Origin of the sequence: Phytobacter sp. RSE-02, from assembly GCF_040578655.1 — a bacterium.
In the GTDB taxonomy this organism is placed as follows: Bacteria; Pseudomonadota; Gammaproteobacteria; order Enterobacterales; family Enterobacteriaceae; genus Phytobacter; species Phytobacter diazotrophicus.
This window is the reverse complement of record NZ_JBEULY010000004.1, coordinates 55,610-76,281: the sequence shown is the minus strand read 5'-3', so window position 1 is coordinate 76,281 and position 20,672 is coordinate 55,610. Positions and strand designations below refer to the sequence as shown.

At 52.6% G+C, this 20,672-nt stretch carries 21 protein-coding genes; 2 read left to right on the top strand and 19 right to left on the bottom strand.

What is annotated here, in order from left to right; all coding sequences use genetic code 11:
• Positions 1-238: 238 nt before the first annotated feature.
• On the top strand, positions 239-871 hold the full coding sequence (locus ABU190_RS10495) for a TetR/AcrR family transcriptional regulator (protein WP_354691253.1): 633 nt from the start codon (positions 239-241) through the stop codon (positions 869-871).
• A gap of 466 nt (positions 872-1,337) precedes the next feature.
• Here the strand turns inward: ABU190_RS10495 and ABU190_RS10490 are convergent, their stop codons facing one another.
• The 8 genes from ABU190_RS10490 to hinT all read right to left on the bottom strand — a co-directional run bounded on the left by ABU190_RS10490 (position 1,338) and on the right by hinT (position 7,472).
• Entirely contained in the window at positions 1,338-1,877 is a 540-nt protein-coding gene (locus ABU190_RS10490; RefSeq protein ID WP_041851711.1) for a glycine zipper 2TM domain-containing protein, read from the bottom strand.
• A 195-nt stretch (positions 1,878-2,072) separates the two neighbouring features.
• Positions 2,073-3,377 carry an NAD(P)/FAD-dependent oxidoreductase gene (locus tag ABU190_RS10485; protein WP_041851712.1) on the bottom strand — a complete coding sequence of 435 codons (1,305 nt, stop codon included), beginning with the start codon at positions 3,375-3,377 and terminating at the stop codon, positions 2,073-2,075.
• Positions 3,378-3,648: 271 nt separating this feature from the next.
• Positions 3,649-4,191: an alpha/beta hydrolase YcfP gene (gene ycfP / locus ABU190_RS10480; RefSeq protein WP_354691252.1), complete on the bottom strand. Its 543-nt coding sequence runs from the start codon at positions 4,189-4,191 to the stop codon at positions 3,649-3,651.
• A 39-nt stretch (positions 4,192-4,230) separates the two neighbouring features.
• The gene (gene nagZ, locus ABU190_RS10475; RefSeq protein WP_071195478.1) at positions 4,231-5,256 is read right to left on the bottom strand and encodes a beta-N-acetylhexosaminidase; all 1,026 of its coding nucleotides are present in this window, start codon (positions 5,254-5,256) and stop codon (positions 4,231-4,233) included.
• A gap of 2 nt (positions 5,257-5,258) precedes the next feature.
• Entirely contained in the window at positions 5,259-6,083 is an 825-nt protein-coding gene (gene thiK, locus ABU190_RS10470; protein WP_354691251.1) for a thiamine kinase, read from the bottom strand.
• Positions 6,064-6,726, bottom strand: coding sequence for a penicillin-binding protein activator LpoB (gene lpoB, locus ABU190_RS10465; protein ID WP_296428141.1), 663 nt, complete (start codon positions 6,724-6,726; stop codon positions 6,064-6,066). The genes thiK and lpoB overlap by 20 nt, the downstream gene beginning before the upstream one ends.
• Before the next feature lie 10 nt (positions 6,727-6,736).
• Positions 6,737-7,111, bottom strand: a complete 375-nt coding sequence (locus tag ABU190_RS10460) for a YcfL family protein (protein ID WP_041851716.1) — start codon at positions 7,109-7,111, stop codon at positions 6,737-6,739.
• 1 nt (position 7,112) lies between these two features.
• Positions 7,113-7,472, bottom strand: coding sequence for a purine nucleoside phosphoramidase (gene hinT / locus ABU190_RS10455; RefSeq protein ID WP_090087896.1), 360 nt, complete (start codon positions 7,470-7,472; stop codon positions 7,113-7,115).
• Positions 7,473-7,807: 335 nt separating this feature from the next.
• Here hinT and fhuE point away from each other — a divergent pair, with 335 nt between their 5' ends.
• Positions 7,808-9,988, top strand: coding sequence for a ferric-rhodotorulic acid/ferric-coprogen receptor FhuE (gene fhuE / locus ABU190_RS10450; RefSeq protein WP_354691250.1), 2,181 nt, complete (start codon positions 7,808-7,810; stop codon positions 9,986-9,988).
• A gap of 181 nt (positions 9,989-10,169) precedes the next feature.
• On the opposite strand, the gene ptsG is transcribed toward fhuE, so the two are convergent.
• The 11 genes from ptsG to ABU190_RS10395 all read right to left on the bottom strand — a co-directional run bounded on the left by ptsG (position 10,170) and on the right by ABU190_RS10395 (position 20,670).
• A complete protein-coding gene (ptsG, locus tag ABU190_RS10445; RefSeq protein WP_041851719.1) occupies positions 10,170-11,603 on the bottom strand; it encodes a PTS glucose transporter subunit IIBC in 1,434 nt (477 codons plus the stop codon).
• A gap of 299 nt (positions 11,604-11,902) precedes the next feature.
• On the bottom strand, positions 11,903-12,697 hold the full coding sequence (locus ABU190_RS10440; RefSeq protein ID WP_271849061.1) for a metal-dependent hydrolase: 795 nt from the start codon (positions 12,695-12,697) through the stop codon (positions 11,903-11,905).
• A gap of 10 nt (positions 12,698-12,707) precedes the next feature.
• Complete coding sequence (holB, locus tag ABU190_RS10435) at positions 12,708-13,712, bottom strand: DNA polymerase III subunit delta' (protein WP_354691249.1); 1,005 nt, start codon at positions 13,710-13,712, stop codon at positions 12,708-12,710.
• Positions 13,709-14,350, bottom strand: coding sequence for a dTMP kinase (gene tmk / locus ABU190_RS10430; RefSeq protein ID WP_354691248.1), 642 nt, complete (start codon positions 14,348-14,350; stop codon positions 13,709-13,711). The genes holB and tmk overlap by 4 nt, the downstream gene beginning before the upstream one ends.
• Positions 14,340-15,362, bottom strand: a complete 1,023-nt coding sequence (gene yceG / locus ABU190_RS10425) for a cell division protein YceG (RefSeq protein WP_354691247.1) — start codon at positions 15,360-15,362, stop codon at positions 14,340-14,342. Before yceG ends, tmk begins: the two co-directional genes overlap by 11 nt.
• The gene (gene pabC / locus ABU190_RS10420) at positions 15,359-16,174 is read right to left on the bottom strand and encodes an aminodeoxychorismate lyase (protein WP_354691246.1); all 816 of its coding nucleotides are present in this window, start codon (positions 16,172-16,174) and stop codon (positions 15,359-15,361) included. The genes yceG and pabC overlap by 4 nt, the downstream gene beginning before the upstream one ends.
• A 127-nt stretch (positions 16,175-16,301) precedes the next feature.
• Positions 16,302-17,543 (bottom strand): beta-ketoacyl-ACP synthase II, encoded by a 1,242-nt coding sequence (gene fabF / locus ABU190_RS10415; RefSeq protein ID WP_041851725.1) that lies wholly within the window; start codon positions 17,541-17,543, stop codon positions 16,302-16,304.
• Between the two features lie 89 nt (positions 17,544-17,632).
• Complete coding sequence (gene acpP, locus ABU190_RS10410) at positions 17,633-17,869, bottom strand: acyl carrier protein (protein ID WP_000103754.1); 237 nt, start codon at positions 17,867-17,869, stop codon at positions 17,633-17,635.
• Between the two features lie 154 nt (positions 17,870-18,023).
• Positions 18,024-18,758: a 3-oxoacyl-ACP reductase FabG gene (gene fabG, locus ABU190_RS10405; RefSeq protein ID WP_041851726.1), complete on the bottom strand. Its 735-nt coding sequence runs from the start codon at positions 18,756-18,758 to the stop codon at positions 18,024-18,026.
• A gap of 12 nt (positions 18,759-18,770) precedes the next feature.
• Positions 18,771-19,700, bottom strand: coding sequence for an ACP S-malonyltransferase (gene fabD, locus ABU190_RS10400; protein WP_354691245.1), 930 nt, complete (start codon positions 19,698-19,700; stop codon positions 18,771-18,773).
• A 16-nt stretch (positions 19,701-19,716) separates the two neighbouring features.
• The gene (locus ABU190_RS10395) at positions 19,717-20,670 is read right to left on the bottom strand and encodes a beta-ketoacyl-ACP synthase III (RefSeq protein WP_354691244.1); all 954 of its coding nucleotides are present in this window, start codon (positions 20,668-20,670) and stop codon (positions 19,717-19,719) included.
• Between the last annotated feature and the right edge of the window lie 2 nt (positions 20,671-20,672).

Genomic DNA, 20,672 nt, shown 5'->3' with positions numbered 1-20,672 from the left:
GTTCCTGTAGCAGATGAAAGTAGCGTCGTAAGCATTTACTTAACGATCGATAGACAAATCATAAGTGTGATCTATGTCACTCGTCAATGCATTTTAATAACGAACGTTAATTAAATTAACAAATCCATATTTATCATATAGATAGAATTTATTAATTTGTGCTATTTTGCCTCTGGTGTCTGACAGCATTTATTTTTATAATGATTGTTCAACAAACCAACAAAGGTTGAACGGCACTATGACCAGTGAAGTCACTTGTATGAAAAAAAGCCGTGGCCGACCGAAAGTGTTCGACAGGGAAGTGGCGCTTGATAAGGCCATGGCATTATTCTGGCAGCATGGCTACGAAGCCACGTCATTATCAGATCTCGTAGAGGCAACGGGCGCGAAAGCACCGACGCTGTATGCGGAATTTACGAATAAAGAAGGCCTGTTCCGTGCAGTGCTGGATCGCTACATCTCGCTTTTTGCAGCAAAACATGAAGCCCAGTTGTTATGCGACGACAAACCACTGGCGCAGGCGTTAACGGATTACTTCACGGCGGTGGCACACTGCTTTACCAGCACTGAAACCCCTGCGGGCTGTTTTCTGATCAATACCTCCGCAACGCTGGCCGCCTCTTCGCAGGCAATTGCGCAGACCATTAAGTCACGCCATGCGCAGCAGGAACAACTGTTGCTCAAGTTTTTGCTACAACGTCAGCAACGGGGGGAAATCCCCGCTCACGCGGACGTTCAGGAACTGGCGCAGTTTTTAAGCTGTGTGTTGCAGGGCATGTCTATCAGCGCACGTGAAGGGGCAAGTTGTGAGAAATTGCTGCAAATTTCCGCGACCACTCTGCGTTTATGGCCCCAGTTGATCACATCCTGATTTGCCTTCCTTAGCAATAATTATCGTTTTCACCTATTATATTAATAGGTGAAAACAGCATGCCGTTTTTGCCGCTTTGCTAATATTAAACAGGAATTATTTCGCTGCTAACCATTAGTCGTAAAAGAACCATAAACGTCAGGATGACGACATAAGCGAATTTATTGTTCTAACCCTACGCTATCTTATTGTATATACGGAATTTATGTACTTTGGCTGACTATTCACATTCAGAAGGAAAATGGAAATGATTTTGCTATTACCATTACTTAAAGTGCTAATAGTAATAACATTGTTATTCGGGCTCTGGGTTGTATGTGGTGGTTCGGTTTTATTCGCGTTTATCTCTGTGGTCATTACCGGCTTTCTGCTCTATCGCCAGCACGATCTTATCTGAATCTTCGGCCTGTAAAAAAGGCTCCTCAGCCTGAGCAATTGAGGAGCCAATGGGTACAATACTGCTATTTTAGGCTTTGTTATTCAAAATAAGCTGACCGTTGTCATCCAGTGGGATCTGGGTTCCAGGGTCTTTATCCATGCGGATCTTCCCTTGCTGGTCGCCAATTTTGTAAGTGACGTCATACCCCAGCATTTTTTCCGATTTGTCATACACCGTTTTACAACGTTGCTCGGTGGTGGTGTATGTATCTCTTGCCTGCATCTCGCCCTGGACCTGATTCCCGGCGTAACCACCGCCCAGCGCGCCGACGACCGTGGCGACATCGCGACCACGCCCCCCGCCGAACTGATGACCGATAACCCCACCGGCAACAGCACCCAGTACAGAACCGGTCAGGCGATTTTCATCCTGCACCGGACGACGATGCGTCATCGTGACATTACGACACTCCTGACGCGGTGTTTTGATGGATTCTTTGATTGGCGTGGCGGAAACCACCTGCGCATACTGCGGCCCGCGATTGAAGACATTCATACTTGCAACCGCTGCGACACCCAGAGCAGCGGCCACGCCAATACCGATACCCGCTAACATTGATTTATTCACAGGATTTCCTCCCTGGTTTGCTATTCGTAACAATTTTGCAACTTGGGAGTGTGCTAAGCCAATCGGAATGAGAGGAAAAAAGGAGAGATTAGGGAGAATCCAGCATGATTCGGAGTTATCCGAGCATATACTGACTGTATGACAGAAGGATGTACTGCTCCCCTGCAACGCTATGCAGGAGAGCAGTCAGGCAAATTAATGCAATTTCAGGCGGGGACGGATCACACGGTTAATGCTGCCGACCAGCATCATTAACCCCGTCTTGAAGTAGCCATGCAGCGCAATCTGATGCATGCGGTACAGTGAAATATAAACAAAGCGTGCAATACGCCCTTCAATCATCATGGACCCACGCATCAGGTTACCCATCAGGCTCCCCACGGTGGAGAAGTTGGAAAGTGAAACCAGCGAACCGTGATCTTTATAGACGTAGGACTTCGTCGGTTTACCTTTCATTTGCGCCAGGATGTTGTGCAGCGCGAGGCTGGCCATCTGGTGCGCAGCCTGAGCGCGCGGTGGCACAAAGCCCCCTTCCGGACGCGCGCACGAAGCACAATCGCCAATGGCATAAATGTCCGCATCACGGGTAGTTTGCAGTGTCGGCTCAACGACTAACTGGTTAATACGGTTCGTTTCAAGGCCGCCTATCTCTTTCATAAAGTCCGGCGCTTTGATACCCGCCGCCCAGACCATCAGGTCGGCTTTGATGTATTCACCGTCTTTAGTATGAAGACCGCCTTCATCGGCGCTGGTAACCATAGTTTTAGTCAGAACACGCACGCCCATTTTGGTCAGCTCATTGTGCGCAGCTCCGGAAATACGCGGCGGCAACGCAGGCAAGATACGCTCACCCGCTTCCACCAGCGTCACGTTCAGCGCTTCATTGGTCAGACCTTTATAACCATAGCTATGTAACTGTTTTACCGCGTTATGTAACTCGGCAGAAAGCTCTACTCCCGTTGCACCACCACCGACGATAGCGATGTTCACTTTGCCGTTTGCCCCGAGGCTGGCAGAGTATTTCAGGAACAGGTTCAGCATCTCCTGGTGGAAACGGCGCGCCTGATGCGGGTTATCGAGGAAAATGCAGTGCTCTTTCACGCCAGGGGTGTTGAAGTCATTCGAAGTGCTGCCTAACGCCATTACCAGCGTGTCGTACGCCAGCTTACGTTCAGGCACCAGCAGTTCGCCTTTCTCGTCACGCAACTCTGCCAGAGTGATGGTCTTCGCTTCGCGATTGATATCAACCACCGAGCCCAACTGGAACTGGAAATGGTGATTACGCGCATGCGCCAGATAGCTCAGCGCATCAACGCCTTCATCCAGCGACCCTGTTGCCACTTCGTGCAACAGCGGTTTCCACAGGTGACTATGGTTGCGATCCACCAGCGTAACCTTTGCTTTTTTACCGCGGCCCAATTTTTTACCCAACTGTGTCGCCAGTTCAAGCCCGCCAGCACCACCGCCAACAATCACAATTTTCTTCAATGGTGTAGTCAACGTGACCCCCTCAAAATTATTAACCAATTGTTAATTAAAAGTTATAAATATAACTCTTAATTAACAACAAGTTACATCATGAAAACCAAATGATGTCAGTGAGAATAACATGAACGGTGCATTGGTCATACCAAAATTGATATGCATCAAGTTTTGATGCCTAAAAGATGAACAAGTGTAGTTGCTATGAAACAAACCGGGCGAAAACGTGCGCTAAAACATGGGGGCAAAGGCAGCAAAACAAAGCCCGACGAGTGTCGGGCTGAGGGGATTAACCAAGTGTTTTAAAAGCTTTAATTCGCTGCAAGTGCGGCGAGATATTTTTAAACTTGTGCGTCTGTTCTTCGTCCCAGACAATTTCATAGTAATGGTGCAGAACGTCCGATGAACGCTGGCTGTCCAGCGCTTCATCACGGCGAGAAAGGATAGCCAGACAGCGATCGCGATTTTTCTCGCGAAAGTTCGACACACACTTGGTGGCAATGTCGAGGTACTCTTCCGGCCGGTCGATCTTGCCTTCCATGTTCTCAAACGGGAACAAATTAGGGTTGAACATAACCTGCCGAATGTCGCACAGGAAACCAATGCGCTCCGCCCAGTATCCTCCCAGCCCCACGCCGCAAATGAGCGGCCGTTCATCCACGTTTAGCTGCAGCATTTTGTCCACCTCTTTTAACAAATGCTGCATATCATGCTTCGGATGACGCGTGCTGTAACTGATCAACCTGACGTCCGAATCGATAAATTGCAGCTGCAACACCTTCTCATGATTTCCAGGACTGTTTGAGTCAAAACCGTGCAAATAGATGATCATTGTATCCTCACCCTACTCCAGTACCCCGCCCACAAAGGTTCACTGAGCCGACTTGTATTCCTGCCAACGCGCATGGAGTTGCTCCAGTTCACGGTTGGCGGCCTTCCAGCGTTCAGAACTCAGCAATTCCTGACGGGAAAATGAACCTTTATGATACAATTTCGTAACACGCTCTGCTTTGATCGGCGACAGGTTATCCAACACACTCACTGCGCCCTTACGATTATTACAGACCAGGATCATATCGCAACCTGCATCCAGCGATGCCTGTCCACGCTCAGCATAGCTGCCCATGATCGCCGCGCCTTCCATCGATAAATCGTCTGAAAAAATCACGCCATCAAAATTGAGTTCACCACGCAGCACCGTTTTCAGCCAGTAGGGAGAACCGCTGGCCGGGCGCGAATCCGCATCCGTATAAATAACGTGCGCAGGCATAATCGCATCCAGCTTGCCCTGTTCAATCAACGTGCGGAATACCGCCATATCTTTGCTGCGGATCTCCGCCTGAGCACGCGGATCGCGCGGCGTCTCTTTATGTGAATCGGCCGTCACCGCACCATGTCCCGGAAAATGCTTACCGGTGGTTTTCATGCCCGCGCTGTGCATACCATCAATGAAACGTCCTGCGATAGAGAGCGCTTTTGCCGGATCTTCATGATAAGAACGTTCGCCAATAGCCGCGCTGATATGGCCCACATCAAGCACGGGCGCGAAACTGATGTCGATATCCATCGCAATCATCTCGCTTGCCATCAGCCAGCCCGCCTCTTCTGCCACTCTGCCGCCCTCTTCCATTCCCAGCAGTGCTGCAAAAGATTGTGCAGCCGGCAGTTGGGTGAATCCTTCACGAAAACGCTGGACCCGCCCCCCTTCCTGATCGACCGCGACCACCAGGCGATGATGCGACGCGGCGCGGATCTGGCGTACCAGTTCGCGCAACTGCGCCGGATCGTGATAATTGCGGGTAAACAGAATCAGGCCACCCACCAGCGGATGCGCCAGAATTTCGCGCTCTTCCGCATCCAGTTCGTAGCCTTGCACATCTAACATGACCGGACCCACACTCACCTCTCTTTTCCTTTCATCTTTAACTGGCGCCATGCATCATCGGCCAGCGTTATAAATTGTTGATCGCCCGTCTGCTGCAAACGGCATTCAAACCAGCCCGCCATCAGCATTGCTATCCACGGACGCCAGTGAACAACCTGGCGCCATAATTGCGTTTCATCGAGCATGGCACAGCGTGCGTATTCAGCCACCAGTTCACGGCGCTGATGCTCACTCCCGGTCCAGACACCTGCCAGTTCCATCGCAATATCACCGTCACCGGCATACTCCCAGTCGATCAACCGCACCCCATCCTGGCTGTGCACCAGGTTACCCGCATGAACATCCATATGTAATGGAGCCAGTCGCAAGGGTAGCGGTTCGCCCTGGCTCCTGCGTGCTTTTAATTGCTGCAGCCAGAACAGCGTACGGCGCGACGGCAAACATTGCTGCCAGTACGTTTCCAGTAAAGGCAACAGGTTAAGACGCCAGCCAAAGGGAGGACAGCGATGCAGATCATACAGTAAGGCCGCCAGGTTATGGCTATCCGGCAAACTGCTTTGTACATCGCCAGGAATATAATCAATCGCCATCCAGCCTTTTGCGAAGAAGTGCGGTTGCGGTGCGATGTGGCGCGGTAATCGTTTAAGCGCGCGATACTGGCGCAGAAAGGGTGACGATGTCGCCTGATGCTGTTGACGTAAAACCAGACGATGATGACCGTTGCTGATAAGACAGCTCCCGCCACTCAGGCCAGTATCCTGGCCTTCGACGGGAGCATAATGCGGGAAATAGCGTGACAACAGCGCGTCACGCGTAAGATTATTGTTGCTGAACCGCACCTTTACCTGACCAGACAATTTCGCCAGTCTGCACCAGCATCAGTTGCATTTGCAGCGTCGGCGCATTGGCATTACCTGTCGCGCTGGAATACAGCACGTACTGGGCCCCTACATTGCGGGCAATACCAATAGCTTTACTGCGTGTACCGAGACTATCCTGCGGAGACAGGCCCAGTTGCTGCTTGGCAATTGCCAGTTGCTGCGCTGAAACCAGCGTAAACTTGCCATTGTTGGTCAGCGCGCTGCGCAGGGTTTCAGTTGCTTCGCTGGTGTTCACCGAACCGTTTGTCCGGTTGTTCACACTGTCAACGAGCAGTACGTTACCCGCCGAGGCGCCGCTCGCCTGCAACATTTTCCCCATCATCGGCTGTACGGCGCTGTTCCAGTCATAGTGACGTTCACGCGGCGTCGGCTGAGTCGTTTGATCAGGGTGTTCGATTGGCCCTGGTTGCTCCGGGATCGACGGAACAGAGGGCACCGTCGGTACAGGTTGCGACGGCTGCGGTTGCTGCGGAACAGGCTGTTGCGGCGTTGGGTTCGCTTGTTCAACCGGCGCGGGTTCTTGCTCGCCGCGCGTAATACACCCGGAAAGGATAACGGCCACTGTGGCCAGCAGCGCGAAACGTCCTAATGTTTTAATCAATTTTCACCCCTTATAGATAGAGATAAAGTCTGACCTTGTGCGCACCCAGGAAATTTGCATTTCCATAAAGTGTGACAGCGGAGTGCGCCGGGATCGTGATCCTACGCGGTTCTTCGAGCGGGTGCATTTCCAGGCCTCTGGCGTCGTACCAGTAAAAACGGTAATTGATGGTTACCGGCTGCGCGCGTTCATTGAACAGGCGAGACGAGGCAGAGGGCTGGATTTCCTGCGTGCTCAGCGTGGGAGAGTCAGCGGTGATACCTGCGGCCAGAACATTGGCTTCCATCACCAGCGTTTGATCGTTGGCCACCGGGATCGCAGGACGCGAGCCACAGCCGACTAACGCCAGGGCCGTCACCAGAAGTGCAACGCGTCCGTTGATCATATCACTCGCCTTTATGTGCCAGCATCGGGCCTAAGGGGCGACCACCCAACAAATGCATATGGATATGCCAGACTTCCTGTCCGCCGTGGCGGTTACAGTTCATGATGAGGCGATAACCATCTTCCGCAATGCCCTCAGCACGGGCAATTTTTGCTGCGACGGTCATCATCCGTCCCATCGCCTGTTCATGCGCTTCGGTAATGTCATTAGCGGTAGGAATAAGGATATTCGGCACGATCAGAACATGCGTCGGAGCCTGGGGAGAGATATCACGGAAAGCGGTAACTAATTCATCCTGATAGACGATGTCCGACGGAATTTCCCGACGGATAATCTTACTGAAAATGGTTTCTTCGGCCATGACGTTTTCCTTTTTATACGCGCGGGCGAAACCGCCCCATCACGAGATACAGTGTAGAGTATGAGCGAGATTCTCCGGCTGTTTCAACTATAACGCTCTTTTTCTTCAAGATTTCGCCACCGGCTGGTGGTGTTATAACCAACACTTACCCATAACCGCGTTAAATCAACCACTCAGCTACGGATATTACATCTGTTTACATCTCAATTATGAATGCGTATATTTCGCATTTGCATTTTCATGCGCGTTTATTAACTGAAAAATAAAAACAGACCGGACGCCGACAATGCATCGCGATCCGGACAATCCCGTTCACATACCATTAAGGGTTAATAATGTCTTTCACCATTAACGCCAGGAATGAGCAGCGTCCGTTTAACAGCGCGCCATCATTGCTGGCCGTTTGTATTGGGTTCGCGTTAACACCAGCCGCAGGTTTTGCAGCATCCACATCCGGCACTGATGAAACTGTTATTGTTGAAGGCGCATCCGGCGACCAAAGCGATACCCACCAGGACCAGGACTACAGCGTTCAGACCACCACCACCGGCACTAAACTGCTGCTCGTGCCGCGCGATATCCCACAGTCGGTAAGCGTTATCAGTCAGCAGCGTATGCAGGATCAGAACCTGAACTCAATCGGGCAAGTATTGACCAATACCACCGGCGTCACCGCGCAGGTACAGGACAGCGATCGCACCGTGTTTTATTCACGTGGCTTCTTTGTCAGCAACTACGCCTACGACGATCTTCCAACCTCCATTAGTGAAGTCTGGAACTTTGGCGACACCGCCGCCGATACCGCCATCTATGACCGCATTGAAGTAGTACGCGGCGCGACGGGTCTGATGTCCGGTACTGGCAACCCGGCGGCCTATGTCAACATGGTGCGTAAGCATGCAGATAGTACTGAATTCAAAGGTAACGTGTCCGCCACTTACGGTAGCTGGGATAAACAACGTTATATCCTTGATCTGCAGGCTCCGCTGACCGAATCGGGCAAAGTGCGTGGCCGCGTCATCACCGGTTACCAGGATAATGACAGTTGGGTGGACACATACCACTACCGCAAAAAATTCATCTACGGTGTTGTTGATGCTGACGTAACCGACAGCACCACCTTATCGCTGGGATATGAGTATCAGGAAAGCCAGACTGACAGCCCCACCTGGGGCGGTCTGCCGACCTGGTACGCCGATGGTAGCAAAGCGAAATATGACCGCAGCACAACCGTTGCGCCAACTTGGGCCTATTCCGATAAAGACAACACCAAAGTCTTCGCCAACCTGACGCAGCGTTTTGGCAATGGCTGGGAAGCGCATGTTAACGGTATGCATGCGGAAACCAATTTCGATACCAAAACGATGTATATGTACGGTTATCCGGATGAAGCCACAGGCTTGGGAATGGTCGGTTACGGCGGCTGGAACCGTGGCGAGCGTAAACAGGATGCCATTGATGCCTTCATGCGTGGCGGTTTTGACCTGTTTGGCCGCCAGCACGAGTTGATGTTCGGCGCAAGCTACAGCCGCCAGCGTAACCATTATGACAATTCCCTGCCGGACACGCCTGGGACGATTGTCGATGTGGGCTCATTCAACAGTGGCTGGAGTGGTAATATTGCCGATCCGGCATGGACACCATGGGCGCTGTATAGCAAGGACGATATTCGTCAGTCGTCTGCCTATACCTCGGCGCGTGTCTCGCTGGCCGATCCACTGCACCTGATCGTGGGCGCACGTTATACCGAATACAATATTCGCTACAACCCGTCAGGTTCACCTTCTACCCGGCTTGAAAGCACCAAAGACGATGTCACACCGTATGCAGGCCTGGTCTATGACATCAACGAAGACTGGTCCGCATACGCCAGCTATACCGAGATCTTCCAGCCGCAGGACAAACGTGACGCATCCGGGCACTATCTCGATCCAACCACCGGTAAGAGCTATGAAGCGGGTGTAAAAGCAGACTGGTTTAGCACCCGTCTGACAACGTCCCTTGCCGTGTTCCGTATCGAGCAAGACGGTGTCGCCAGTAATACGTACACTTACATGCCAGGCGGGGAGTCCATCTATGAATCCCTGGATGGCGTCGTCAGTAAAGGTATCGAATTTGAGCTGAACGGTGCGCTGACCGATAACTGGCAGTTAACCTTCGGTGCGACTCGCTTTATTGCCGAAGACAAGCAGGGCAAGGCAGTCAGTTCCGATCAACCGCGAACCACCATGAAGTTGTTTACCCGCTATCAGTTGCCGGCACTGCCTGAGTTAACAATCGGCGGAGGGGTAAACTGGCAGAACAAAGTCTGGACCGACGTGTCAGATACCCAGCGCGCAGAACAAGGCAGCTATGCACTGGTGAATCTGTTCGGGCGCTATCAGGTCACTAAAGATTTCGCCGTCCAGGCAAACCTGAACAATGTGTTTGACCGTGAGTACTACGATTATGTAGGCAGCTATACCGTCTACGGCGCACCGCGTAATTTTTCCCTCAGCGCCAGCTATAGCTTTTGATGACGGCGTTCAGATGCTAACCCCTGCCCGTTAGTTCGCTGACGGGCTTTTTTATATTTCATTGCCCTTCACCCTTCTGACGTGACAGATGACCTTCTTGTCTCATTTGCCTTAAATGTAAAACCTTTGAACGTAAAAAAGGCAGCCTTTCGGCTGCCTCAGTCTCCCCAGACTTTACGGCTTAGTTGCTGCGGATGTACTCATCCATTTCGGTTTTCAGGTTATCGGATTTAGTACCGAAAATTGCCTGTACACCAGAACCAGCAACCACCACACCTGCCGCGCCCAGTTTTTTCAGACCAGGCTGGTCAACTTTTGCCACATCGGCAACGCTAACGCGCAGACGAGTGATGCAAGCATCCAGGTTAGTGATGTTTTCTTTACCGCCGAACGCAGCGACCAGTGCCGGAGCCATTTCGCTGGTTGCGCCAGCTTTAGACTCTTCGGACGCATCTTCACGACCCGGGGTTTTCAGATCCAGCGCTTTAATCAGTACGCGGAACACGGTGTAGTAAATCGCTGCATAGCACAGACCTACAACCGGGAACAACCACAGTTTGCTGCCGTTACCGGACAGGACGATGAAGTCGATCAGGCCGTGAGAGAAGGACGTACCGTCACGCATACCCAGCAGGATACAGATCGGGAATGCCAGACCAGCCAGAATCGCATGGATTGCGTACAGGATCGGCGCAACGAACATGAAGGAGAACTCGATCGGCTCGGTGATACCGGTCAGGAACGAGGTCAACGCTGCGGAGATCATGATACCGCCCACTTTCGCGCGGTTCTCTGGTTTAGCAGAGTGCCAAATCGCGATAGCAGCAGCCGGCAGGCCATACATTTTGAACAGGAAGCCGCCAGACAGTTTGCCCGCAGTCGGGTCGCCTGCCATGTAACGCGGGATATCGCCGTGGAATACCTGGCCTGCTGCGTTGGTGAATTCGCCGATCTGCATCTGGAAAGGAACGTTCCAGATATGATGCAGACCAAACGGCACCAGGCAACGCTCAATGAAGCCGTAGATACCGAACGCAACAACCGGGTTCTGGTAGGCAGCCCATTGAGAGAATTCCTGAATAGCAGTACCAATCGGTGGCCAAATGAAGGACAGCACAACACCGAAGATAATAGCGGCCAGACCGGAGATAATCGGAACAAAACGCTTACCGGCGAAGAAGCCCAGATACTCAGGCAGCTTGATACGGTAGAAACGGTTAAACATATACGCAGCGATGGCACCGGCGATGATACCACCGAGGACACCGGTATCTGCCAGATGTTTAGCCGCGATTTCTTCTGCAGGTAAATGCAGTACCAGAGGTGCAACCACGGACATGGTTTTCACCATGATGCCGTAGGCCACCACAGCAGCAAGACCGGATACGCCATCGTTATTGGTGAAGCCAAGAGCAACACCGATAGCGAAGATCAGCGGCATGTTAGCAAAAACAGAACCGCCTGCTTCGGCCATTACGTGAGAAACCACTTCTGGCAGCCAGCTGAAGTTAGCAGACCCGACGCCCAGCAGGATACCTGCGATAGGCAGTACGGATACCGGCAGCATCAGCGATTTACCGACCTTCTGCAGGTTAGCAAATGCATTCTTAAACATAATTGAGAGTGCTCCTGAGTATTTGTGCTTTTTTTACGCTTTTTGCGCATTGGCACGGGGGGAGAACCGTGCTGTGAACAGGACATCTAAGTGCCCTTTATTTATTACACAGAGTAAAATAAATCCGCATAAGTTTGTTTGACGGCTATCACGTTTCAGTTAGCGCCAGAGGCAAAACTTTCATAGATTTACAAAACCCATTACCGAATGTGTCAAAAAAAGCGTTCACCGCCTCTTTTGTGGCGGTGAACTTTACTCTCATTACTTATTAATTACGAGCACTAAAATAAGCTGAAAATTCAGAGGGATTGCAGGCGGGCCGGATCGATATGGAACAGTTTAGCGAAGTTTTCTGTGGTTTGTTGCGCCAGTTCATCGACCGAAACGCCCTTCAAAACTGCCATATATTCAGCAACATCCCGGACATACGCCGGTTGGTTTTCTTTACCGCGATGAGGAACCGGTGCCAGATAAGGCGAATCTGTCTCCACCAGCAAACGATCGAGCGGAACGTAACGCGCCGCATCACGCAGTTGTTCCGCGTTACGGAAGGTGACGATCCCGGAAAACGAGATATAGAAGCCCAGATCTAATAACTGACCTGCCGTTTCCCTATCTTCCGTAAAACAGTGTAGTACGCCTCCGCAATCCGTCACCTTTTCTTCGCGAAGGATAGCCAGCGTATCTGCCCGCGCATCACGGGTGTGAACAATTACCGGCTTATTCAGTTCACGACCAATACGGATATGATCACGAAACGACGCTTGCTGGCGGGCTTTGGTTTCCGGCGTGTAATAATAGTCCAGACCCGTTTCACCCATTGCCACAACGCCTTCTTCTGCGGCCATGCGGCGTAAATCTTCCACCGCATAGGCTTCATCCTGATTGAGCGGATGTACGCCGCAGGAAAAAGCCACATCGCTACGCTCTCCCACCAGGTCGCGCATACTGCGGTAACCCGGCAGTGTCGTCGCCACGGCGAGGAAGAATTTCACGTCGCGGGCCGCGGCTTTTTCTAGCGCGTCATTAACATCCGTATGTAACGACTGATAATCCAGGCCATCAAGATGGCAATGGGAGTCGACTAAAAACATAATCTCTCTCTTAGAAATGCTGTCCGGGCAACGTAGCGCCGGGTTGCAGGTAACGCTCAATGCGTAATAAAAGGTCGGTCAATAGCAATTCACGGTTGACGCCCACCACTGTCATCAGCTGTTCGCGGCATTCCACCGCCGCGTGAAGGCAGGCTTGCAGGCGTTCGCCATTAAACTGGCTGGCAAGCTGGCGTACCAGCATTATCGCATCCATATTCGTCAGCAATGTTGCGCCCTGCTGAACCTTAAGGGCATCGAGCAGCAGTGTCGCCAGCCAGTGCAGGCGTTCGGCCACCTGTTCGTGGCTCAATGTCGCCAGCAGCGAAAGCCAGTCGCCATTATTGAGTACCTGCCCAAGAGACTGACACAGCGCCTGACGCGGTGCGAGGTTGTCCGCCTGCAGCAGTTGCTCTGCCGCACCGGGCGCGCCGCCACACAGGCGTAACGCGCTGACAATGGTCTCTTGTGACGCGCTGTGCTCGCGAGCAAGCCAGGCACAAGCATAGTTCTCGGCAGGCGGCGCGAGGTGATGCATCCGACAGCGGCTACGCAACGTTGCCAGTAAGCGCGCCGGTTCGCGACAGCTCATAAAAAACCAGGTCTCTTTCGGCGGCTCTTCCAGCGTTTTGAGCAGGGCATTTGCCGCGGCGTCTGTTAAAAGCGCGGCGTCCTGAATCCAGACCACTTTAGCGCCGCCAAGACGGGCGTGCTCATACAGTTTTTCGCTGACCTCGCGCACCGCGTCGATCCCGAGCGTGGTCTTGCCCTTTTCTGGGGCTAACGGGTAATAATCCGGATGCGTCCCCGCCTGCATTAACTGGCAGCCCCGGCAATGGCCGCAGCTTTTGGCATTTTCCGGATGCTGGCAAAGCAGATAACGGCTTAGCGCATAGATCAGCGCATCGTCACCCATTCCCGGTAGCGCGTGGACCAGCAAGGCATGATGTCCGCGACCGGCATGATAACTGGCGACCAGTTGCTCATAATCCGCTCGCAGCCACGGGTACCATCTCATGCGCCCTGCTCCTGCACCCAGGCGGTGACAGTCTGGCGGATATCCGCCACCACGTCTTCGAGCGATTGCGTGGCATCGATGGTGCGAATGCTGTCATCTGCCGCCGCCAGCTCAAGGTAACGGGCACGTGTGCGGTTGAAGAAATCCAGAGATTCCTGTTCAATGCGGTCCAGCTCACCGCGAGCACGGGCGCGCTTGAGTCCGACTTCGGGCGTCACGTCCAGATAAAGCGTCAGGTCCGGGCGGAAATCACCCAACACCGCGTCGCGCAATGTTGCCAGCATGGTCTGATCAACGCCACGTCCACCGCCCTGATAGGCTTGTGTAGAGAGGTCGTGACGATCGCCAATCACCCAACTTCCGTTGGCCAGTGCCGGTTTAATCACTGTCTCCACCAATTGAACGCGGGCAGCATAAAACATTAATACTTCGGCCTTAACCGTAATCGTCTCATCGCCAACAGAACGAATGTCCAGTACCAGGCTGCGCAGTTTTTCTGCCAGTTGCGTACCGCCCGGCTCGCGGGTGAAAACCATCTCCTCTACGCCCAGTTGACGTAGCGCGTCGACCACGACATCACGCGCGGTGGTTTTTCCTGCCCCTTCGAGCCCTTCAATGACGATGTATTTACTGCCCATTTTTTTCCTTAAGTACTTTTAAATAGTCCTGCACTGACCGATTGTGGCTCGCGAGATTGGTGTTAAATGTGTGACCACCCTTGCCATCAGCGACAAAATAGAGATACGGCGTTTTTGCCGGGTGCGCCGCAGCTTTCAATGAGGCTTCGCCAGGCGTGGCAATCGGACCCGGCGGCAGACCGCTGATGATATAGGTATTGTACGGCGTTGGCGTTTCCAGATCGGCACGTGACAACTTACCATTATACCGCTCACCCATCCCGTAAATCACGGTGGGATCCGTTTGTAGTCGCATCCCAATTCGCAAACGGTTAATAAAGACCGATGCGACTTTATCGCGCTCGCTGGCCACCGCCGTCTCTTTCTCGATGATAGACGCCATCGTCACCATCTGGTTTATATCCTGGTAGGGTAACCCCTCCATACGCCCTTCCCACGCCTGATCAATCGCCCGCACCATTTTTTGGTGCGCACGCTTGAGCAGTGCAATATCCGTGGTATTCGCGGTATACATCCAGGTATCCGGCCAGAACCACCCTTCCACCCAGTCCGCATGCTCGAAATCCAGCGCCTTAGCAACCGTCGCGTATTCATCATCTTTCAGGGTGTGCTTGATATACGGCGCGGCACGCAGTTGCTGCAGATAATCACTTAACCGCATCCCTTCAACCAGACGGAGTGGGAACTGCGCCTCTTTGCCGCTTTCCAGCAACTGGAGCATGTCACGCACCGTCATAGTTGGGGTAAACCGATAGGTACCGGCTTTAAAGTGCGAAAGATCAGGCTCCACGCGCAACAACCACTGGAACACACGCGGGCGATTAATCACCTTCTCGCTATAAAGCTGTTCACCCAACGCAACGCGCCCGGTTCCTGCTTCCAGTGTAAAAATAGTCTCCTCTTTAATGAGGAGCTTACTGTCGGCCAACTGGCGAACTTTCCATATACCCGCGCCTGCCGCAATCACCAGGACCAGCAGAAGAAGAAGTACAACGCGCAACATTTTTTTCATGACGATATCGGATGCTCACAAAGAGGGGCTAAAAATTGGTACAACTCCCGGGAAGTCCAGCTTATGCCATCCCACTCACGCACGGGGATCACGGGCATTAATGCATTACAGATGATGACTTCATCAGCAGTGTTAAGTGCATCTGGCGACGCATTGATTTCGACAACGCGATAGTCGGAAGATGCCAGTTGGCGCAGACAAAATTGTCGCATGATGCCATCAACGCCAGCCTGACTCAGGTTTGGGGTAAATACATCGCGGCCTTTGCGCCAGAAAATATTCGCGGCACAGCATTCCGTAACCCACCCTTCACTGTCAAGAACCAGCGCCTCGTCACCGTGAGATTGCTCAAGATAACGGCGGATCAGGACCTGCTCCAGCCGATTGAGATGTTTGATGCCGGCAAGGTGCGGGTTGCGCCCCAGACGTACCGGGCTGAGTGAAAGCGTAACCCCCTCTTCTCGCCAGCGAGTGTAATGCGTCGGATACGCAGAAACGCTGAGAATACGTGTCGGACTCTGGCACCCGGCTCCGCTATAACCACGTCCACCACCGCCCCGGCTGATAATTGCTTTCAGAACCCCACTTGTCCTTCCCGAGGCGAGACGACGCATTTCGTCTTCCAGCGTTTTCCACTGGTTAAAAGGGATAAAGAGCCTGTCACAGGCGAGTTTCAGACGATGCAGATGTTCAGCCAACAGACTGATAGTGCCGTTGTCGATACGCGCCGTCGTGAAACAGCCGTCGCCAAACTGAGTCGCTCTGTCATTTGCGGCAAGAAATGTCTGCTCGCAACCATTAATCAACAACATAGAGGCTCCTTATGCGTGGCTGATTAGTGTGGCAGGACACTCTGCGCCGGACAAGCGGAGAAAACTGAATAAAAAAGGCCCGCAGTGCGGACCTTTTTACAGGCTGGGGTAATAAACAGCGCTACGCTCAGACCTTTTTGAAGATCAGGGAGCCGTTAGTACCACCAAAGCCGAAGGAGTTACACAGCGTGTACTCCAGACCATTTACCTGACGGGCTTCGTGCGGAACGAAATCCAGATCGCAACCCTCAGACGGGTTATCCAGGTTGATGGTCGGCGGAACAGCCTGGTCGCGCAGTGCAAGGATAGAGAAGATAGACTCTACCGCGCCCGCAGCACCCAGCAGGTGGCCCGTCATAGATTTGGTAGAGCTAACCATAATGCGGCTCGCTGCATCACCAAACACGGATTTAACCGCCTGCGCTTCAGCTTTGTCACCCGCCGGGGTCGATGTCCCATGGGCGTTTACATAACCGATTTGGCCTGGTTCAAGGCCCGCATCACGAATGGCGTTGACCATCGCATCAGCAGCACCCGCACCGTTTTCCGGCGGAGAGGTCATGTGGTAAGCATCGCTACTCATGCCGAAACCAACGATTTCCGCATAAATTTTCGCACCGCGTTTTTTCGCGTGTTCATACTCTTCAAGCATGATAATGCCTGCGCCATCGCCAAGAACAAAACCATCACGGTCCTGATCCCACGGACGGCTCGCAGCCTGAGGATTATCGTTGCGTGTAGATAGCGCACGTGCCGCGCCAAAGCCACCCACGCCCAGCGGGGTACTCGCTTTTTCTGCGCCACCGGCAAGCATCGCATCCGCATCGCCATAGGCGATCATACGTGCAGCATGGCCGATATTATGCACACCAGATGTACAGGCTGTGGCAATCGAAATACTTGGGCCGCGGAGGCCAAACATGATGGTCAGATGACCGGCCACCATATTAACAATCGTCGACGGGACGAAGAACGGGCTGATTTTACGTGGGCCACCATTCACTAAAGAACTGTGGTTTTCCTCAATCAGGCCGAGACCACCAATACCGGAACCAATAGCGGCACCGATGCGGGTTGCGTTCTCTTCCGTCACTTCAAGGCCAGAATCCTGCATGGCCTGAACGCCAGCGACAATTCCATATTGAATAAAGTCATCCATCTTGCGCTGTTCTTTACGCGAGATGATGTCTTCACAGTTAAAGTCCTTTACTAAGCCAGCAAATTTCGTTGCGTAGGCGCTAGTATCGAAATGGTCGATCAGGCTGATGCCACTCTGACCGGCAAGGAGAGCTTTCCAGGTAGACTCTACGGTATTGCCGACAGGAGACAACATGCCCAGTCCGGTCACAACTACACGACGCTTAGACACGGTTGTCCTCCAGGGAGGGAAAAAAGATTAAGATTAGGGGGATAAAAGATAAAACTCAGGCGGTCGAATGACCGCCTGGAGATGTTCACTTACGCCTGGTGACCGTTGATGTAATCAATGGCAGCCTGAACGGTGGTGATTTTCTCAGCTTCTTCGTCCGGAATCTCAGTATCAAACTCTTCTTCCAGAGCCATTACCAGCTCAACGGTGTCAAGAGAATCAGCGCCCAGGTCTTCAACGAAGGAAGCATTGTTGGTAACTTCTTCCTGCTTAACGCCCAGCTGCTCGCCGATAATTTTCTTAACGCGTTCTTCGATAGTGCTCATACTCTTAAATTTCCTATCAAAACTCGCTTTCGCGATGGTTTTCGTAGTGTATAAAATGTTGAAAAATTTGCAACTAAATCCCGGCAGTTCGTACCACGATTTTACGCTATTTTGAGGCCTTTCGCCCTAATAACGCAAATAATTTTAATCGTGGTTAAACCATATACATTCCGCCGTTGACGTGCAGGGTCTCACCAGTGATGTAACCTGCTTCGTCAGAGGCTAAAAATGCAACCGCGCTGGCGATTTCCTGAGCACCGCCAAGGCGACCCGCTGGAACTTGCGCCAGAATACCCGCACGCTGATCTTCGGTCAGCGCACGCGTCATGTCCGTTTCAATAAAGCCCGGAGCAACAACGTTCACAGTAATCCCGCGTGATGCGACTTCTCGCGCCAGCGATTTACTGAAACCAATCAGACCCGCCTTCGCCGCAGCGTAGTTTGCCTGACCAGCATTTCCCATGGTACCAACCACAGAACCGATAGTGATGATACGACCATGACGCTTTTTCATCATAGCGCGCATCACCGCTTTTGACAGACGGAAAACCGATGACAGGTTAGTTTCGATGATATCGTTCCACTCGTCATCCTTCATGCGCATTAACAGGTTATCGCGAGTGATACCGGCATTATTGACCAGGATATCAACTTCGCCAAACCCGGCACGAATGTTTTCCAGCACAGATTCAATAGATGCAGGATCGGTCACATTCAACATCAGACCTTTACCGTTGGCACCTAAATAATCACTAATAGCCTGAGCGCCATTTTCGCTGGTTGCAGTACCGATAACCTTCGCGCCACGAGCAACAAGGGCTTCCGCGATTGCGCGGCCAATGCCACGGCTCGCGCCGGTAACCAGCGCGACTTTTCCTTCAAAACTCATGGTTTTCCTCTTTTATTGCGCAAGTGCCTCTGACAGCGCGGCTGGCTCATTAAGCGCAGACGCTGTCAGGGTATCAACAATACGTTTTGTCAGACCGGTAAGCACTTTACCTGGGCCAACTTCATACAGGTGCTCAACGCCCTGTGATGCCATACATTCAACGCTTTTGGTCCATTGCACCGGGCTGTAAAGCTGACGTACCAGCGCGTGACGAATCGCTTCCGGCGACGTTTCGCATTTCACATCAACGTTGTTTACAACCGGAACCTGCGGAACGCTGAACGTGATTTTTTCTAATTCTGCCGCCAGTTTCTCTGCAGCAGGTTTCATCAGCGCACAGTGGGATGGCACGCTGACCGGCAGCGGCAGCGCGCGCTTCGCGCCAGCAGCTTTACAGGCAGCACCCGCACGATCAACCGCATCTTTGTGGCCTGCGATAACAACCTGGCCCGGAGAATTATAGTTTACCGGAGAAACAACCTGCCCTTGCGCGGACTCTTCACACGCTTTGGCGATGGACGCATCATCCAGACCGATAATTGCCGCCATAGCACCAGTACCTTCCGGCACGGCTTCCTGCATGAATTTACCGCGCAGTTCAACCAGACGCACCGCGTCTGCAAACGGGATAACACCTGCACAGACCAGTGCAGAATACTCGCCCAGGCTGTGGCCGGCCATCAACGCAGGGGTTTTACCGCCCTGTTGCTGCCACACACGCCATAAGGCAACGGAAGCCGTCAACAATGCAGGCTGCGTCTGCCAGGTTTTATTCAACTCTTCCGCCGGCCCTTGTTGAACAAGTGCCCACAGATCGTAGCCAAGTGCCGCAGAGGCTTCACGGAATGTCTCTTCAACAACCGGGTGAGTTGCTGCCATGTCAGCTAACATACCCACGGTTTGAGAACCCTGTCCCGGGAACACAAATGCAAATTGCGTCATGTTTTTATCCTTAGTACTAGAAACGAACCAGCGCAGAGCCCCAGGTGAAACCACCGCCAAAGGCTTCCAGCAGAATCAATTGGCCGCGCTGAATGCGCCCGTCGCGAACCGCTTCATCCAGCGCACAAGGGACAGACGCCGCAGAAGTATTACCGTGACGATCGAGTGTCACCACAACGTTGTCCAGCGACATGCCCAGTTTTTTGGCTGTCGCGCTGATAATGCGCAGATTTGCCTGATGCGGCACCAGCCAGTTCAGCTCACTGCGCTGCAAATTATTCGCTTCGAGGGTTTCGTCGACGATGCGAGAAAGCTCAGTCACCGCCACTTTAAAGACTTCGTTTCCTGCCATTGTCAGGAAAATAGGATTCTCTGGATGCACACGATTGGCATTCGGCAGCGTTAACAGTTCGCCGTAACTACCGTCAGCATGCAGATGCGTAGAGATGATACCCGGCTCTTCGGATGCTCCGAGCACAACTGCGCCCGCGCCATCGCCAAAAATAATAATGGTGCCACGATCTTCCGGGTCGCAGGTACGCGCCAGAACGTCAGAACCGATCACCAGCGCATTTTTCACCGCGCCCGATTTTACATATTGATCGGCGATGCTAAGCGCATAGGTGAAACCCGCGCAGGCAGCAGCAACATCAAATGCCGGGCAGCCTTTCACGCCTAACATGTTCTGCACCTGACATGCGGCGCTGGGGAAGGCATGCGTTGCGGAGGTGGTAGCGACGATAATCAGACCAATCTCATCCGCGCTAATACCTGCCATTTCCAGGGCGCGCTTTGCAGCTTCAAACCCCATGGTGGAGACGGTTTCATCTGGCGCAGCAATCCGGCGTTCACGAATACCTGTGCGGGTGACAATCCACTCGTCAGACGTATCCACCATTTTTTCCAGGTCGGCGTTAGTTCGCACTTGTTCAGGCAGATAGCTGCCGGTACCAATAATCTTCGTATACATGT

Coding starts and splice junctions, on each gene's coding strand:
- ABU190_RS10495 (WP_354691253.1), top strand. CDS start 239: ATGACCAGTGAAGTCACTTGTATGAAAAAAAGCCGTGGCCGACCGAAA.
- ycfP (WP_354691252.1), bottom strand. CDS start 4,191: ATGATCATCTATTTGCACGGTTTTGACTCAAACAGTCCTGGAAATCAT.
- ABU190_RS10460 (WP_041851716.1), bottom strand. CDS start 7,111: ATGATCAACGGACGCGTTGCACTTCTGGTGACGGCCCTGGCGTTAGTC.
- hinT (WP_090087896.1), bottom strand. CDS start 7,472: ATGGCCGAAGAAACCATTTTCAGTAAGATTATCCGTCGGGAAATTCCG.
- fhuE (WP_354691250.1), top strand. CDS start 7,808: ATGTCTTTCACCATTAACGCCAGGAATGAGCAGCGTCCGTTTAACAGC.
- ptsG (WP_041851719.1), bottom strand. CDS start 11,603: ATGTTTAAGAATGCATTTGCTAACCTGCAGAAGGTCGGTAAATCGCTG.
- ABU190_RS10440 (WP_271849061.1), bottom strand. CDS start 12,697: ATGTTTTTAGTCGACTCCCATTGCCATCTTGATGGCCTGGATTATCAG.
- holB (WP_354691249.1), bottom strand. CDS start 13,712: ATGAGATGGTACCCGTGGCTGCGAGCGGATTATGAGCAACTGGTCGCC.
- tmk (WP_354691248.1), bottom strand. CDS start 14,350: ATGGGCAGTAAATACATCGTCATTGAAGGGCTCGAAGGGGCAGGAAAA.
- yceG (WP_354691247.1), bottom strand. CDS start 15,362: ATGAAAAAAATGTTGCGCGTTGTACTTCTTCTTCTGCTGGTCCTGGTG.
- pabC (WP_354691246.1), bottom strand. CDS start 16,174: ATGTTGTTGATTAATGGTTGCGAGCAGACATTTCTTGCCGCAAATGAC.
- acpP (WP_000103754.1), bottom strand. CDS start 17,869: ATGAGCACTATCGAAGAACGCGTTAAGAAAATTATCGGCGAGCAGCTG.
- fabG (WP_041851726.1), bottom strand. CDS start 18,758: ATGAGTTTTGAAGGAAAAGTCGCGCTGGTTACCGGCGCGAGCCGTGGC.
- fabD (WP_354691245.1), bottom strand. CDS start 19,700: ATGACGCAATTTGCATTTGTGTTCCCGGGACAGGGTTCTCAAACCGTG.
- ABU190_RS10395 (WP_354691244.1), bottom strand. CDS start 20,670: ATGTATACGAAGATTATTGGTACCGGCAGCTATCTGCCTGAACAAGTG.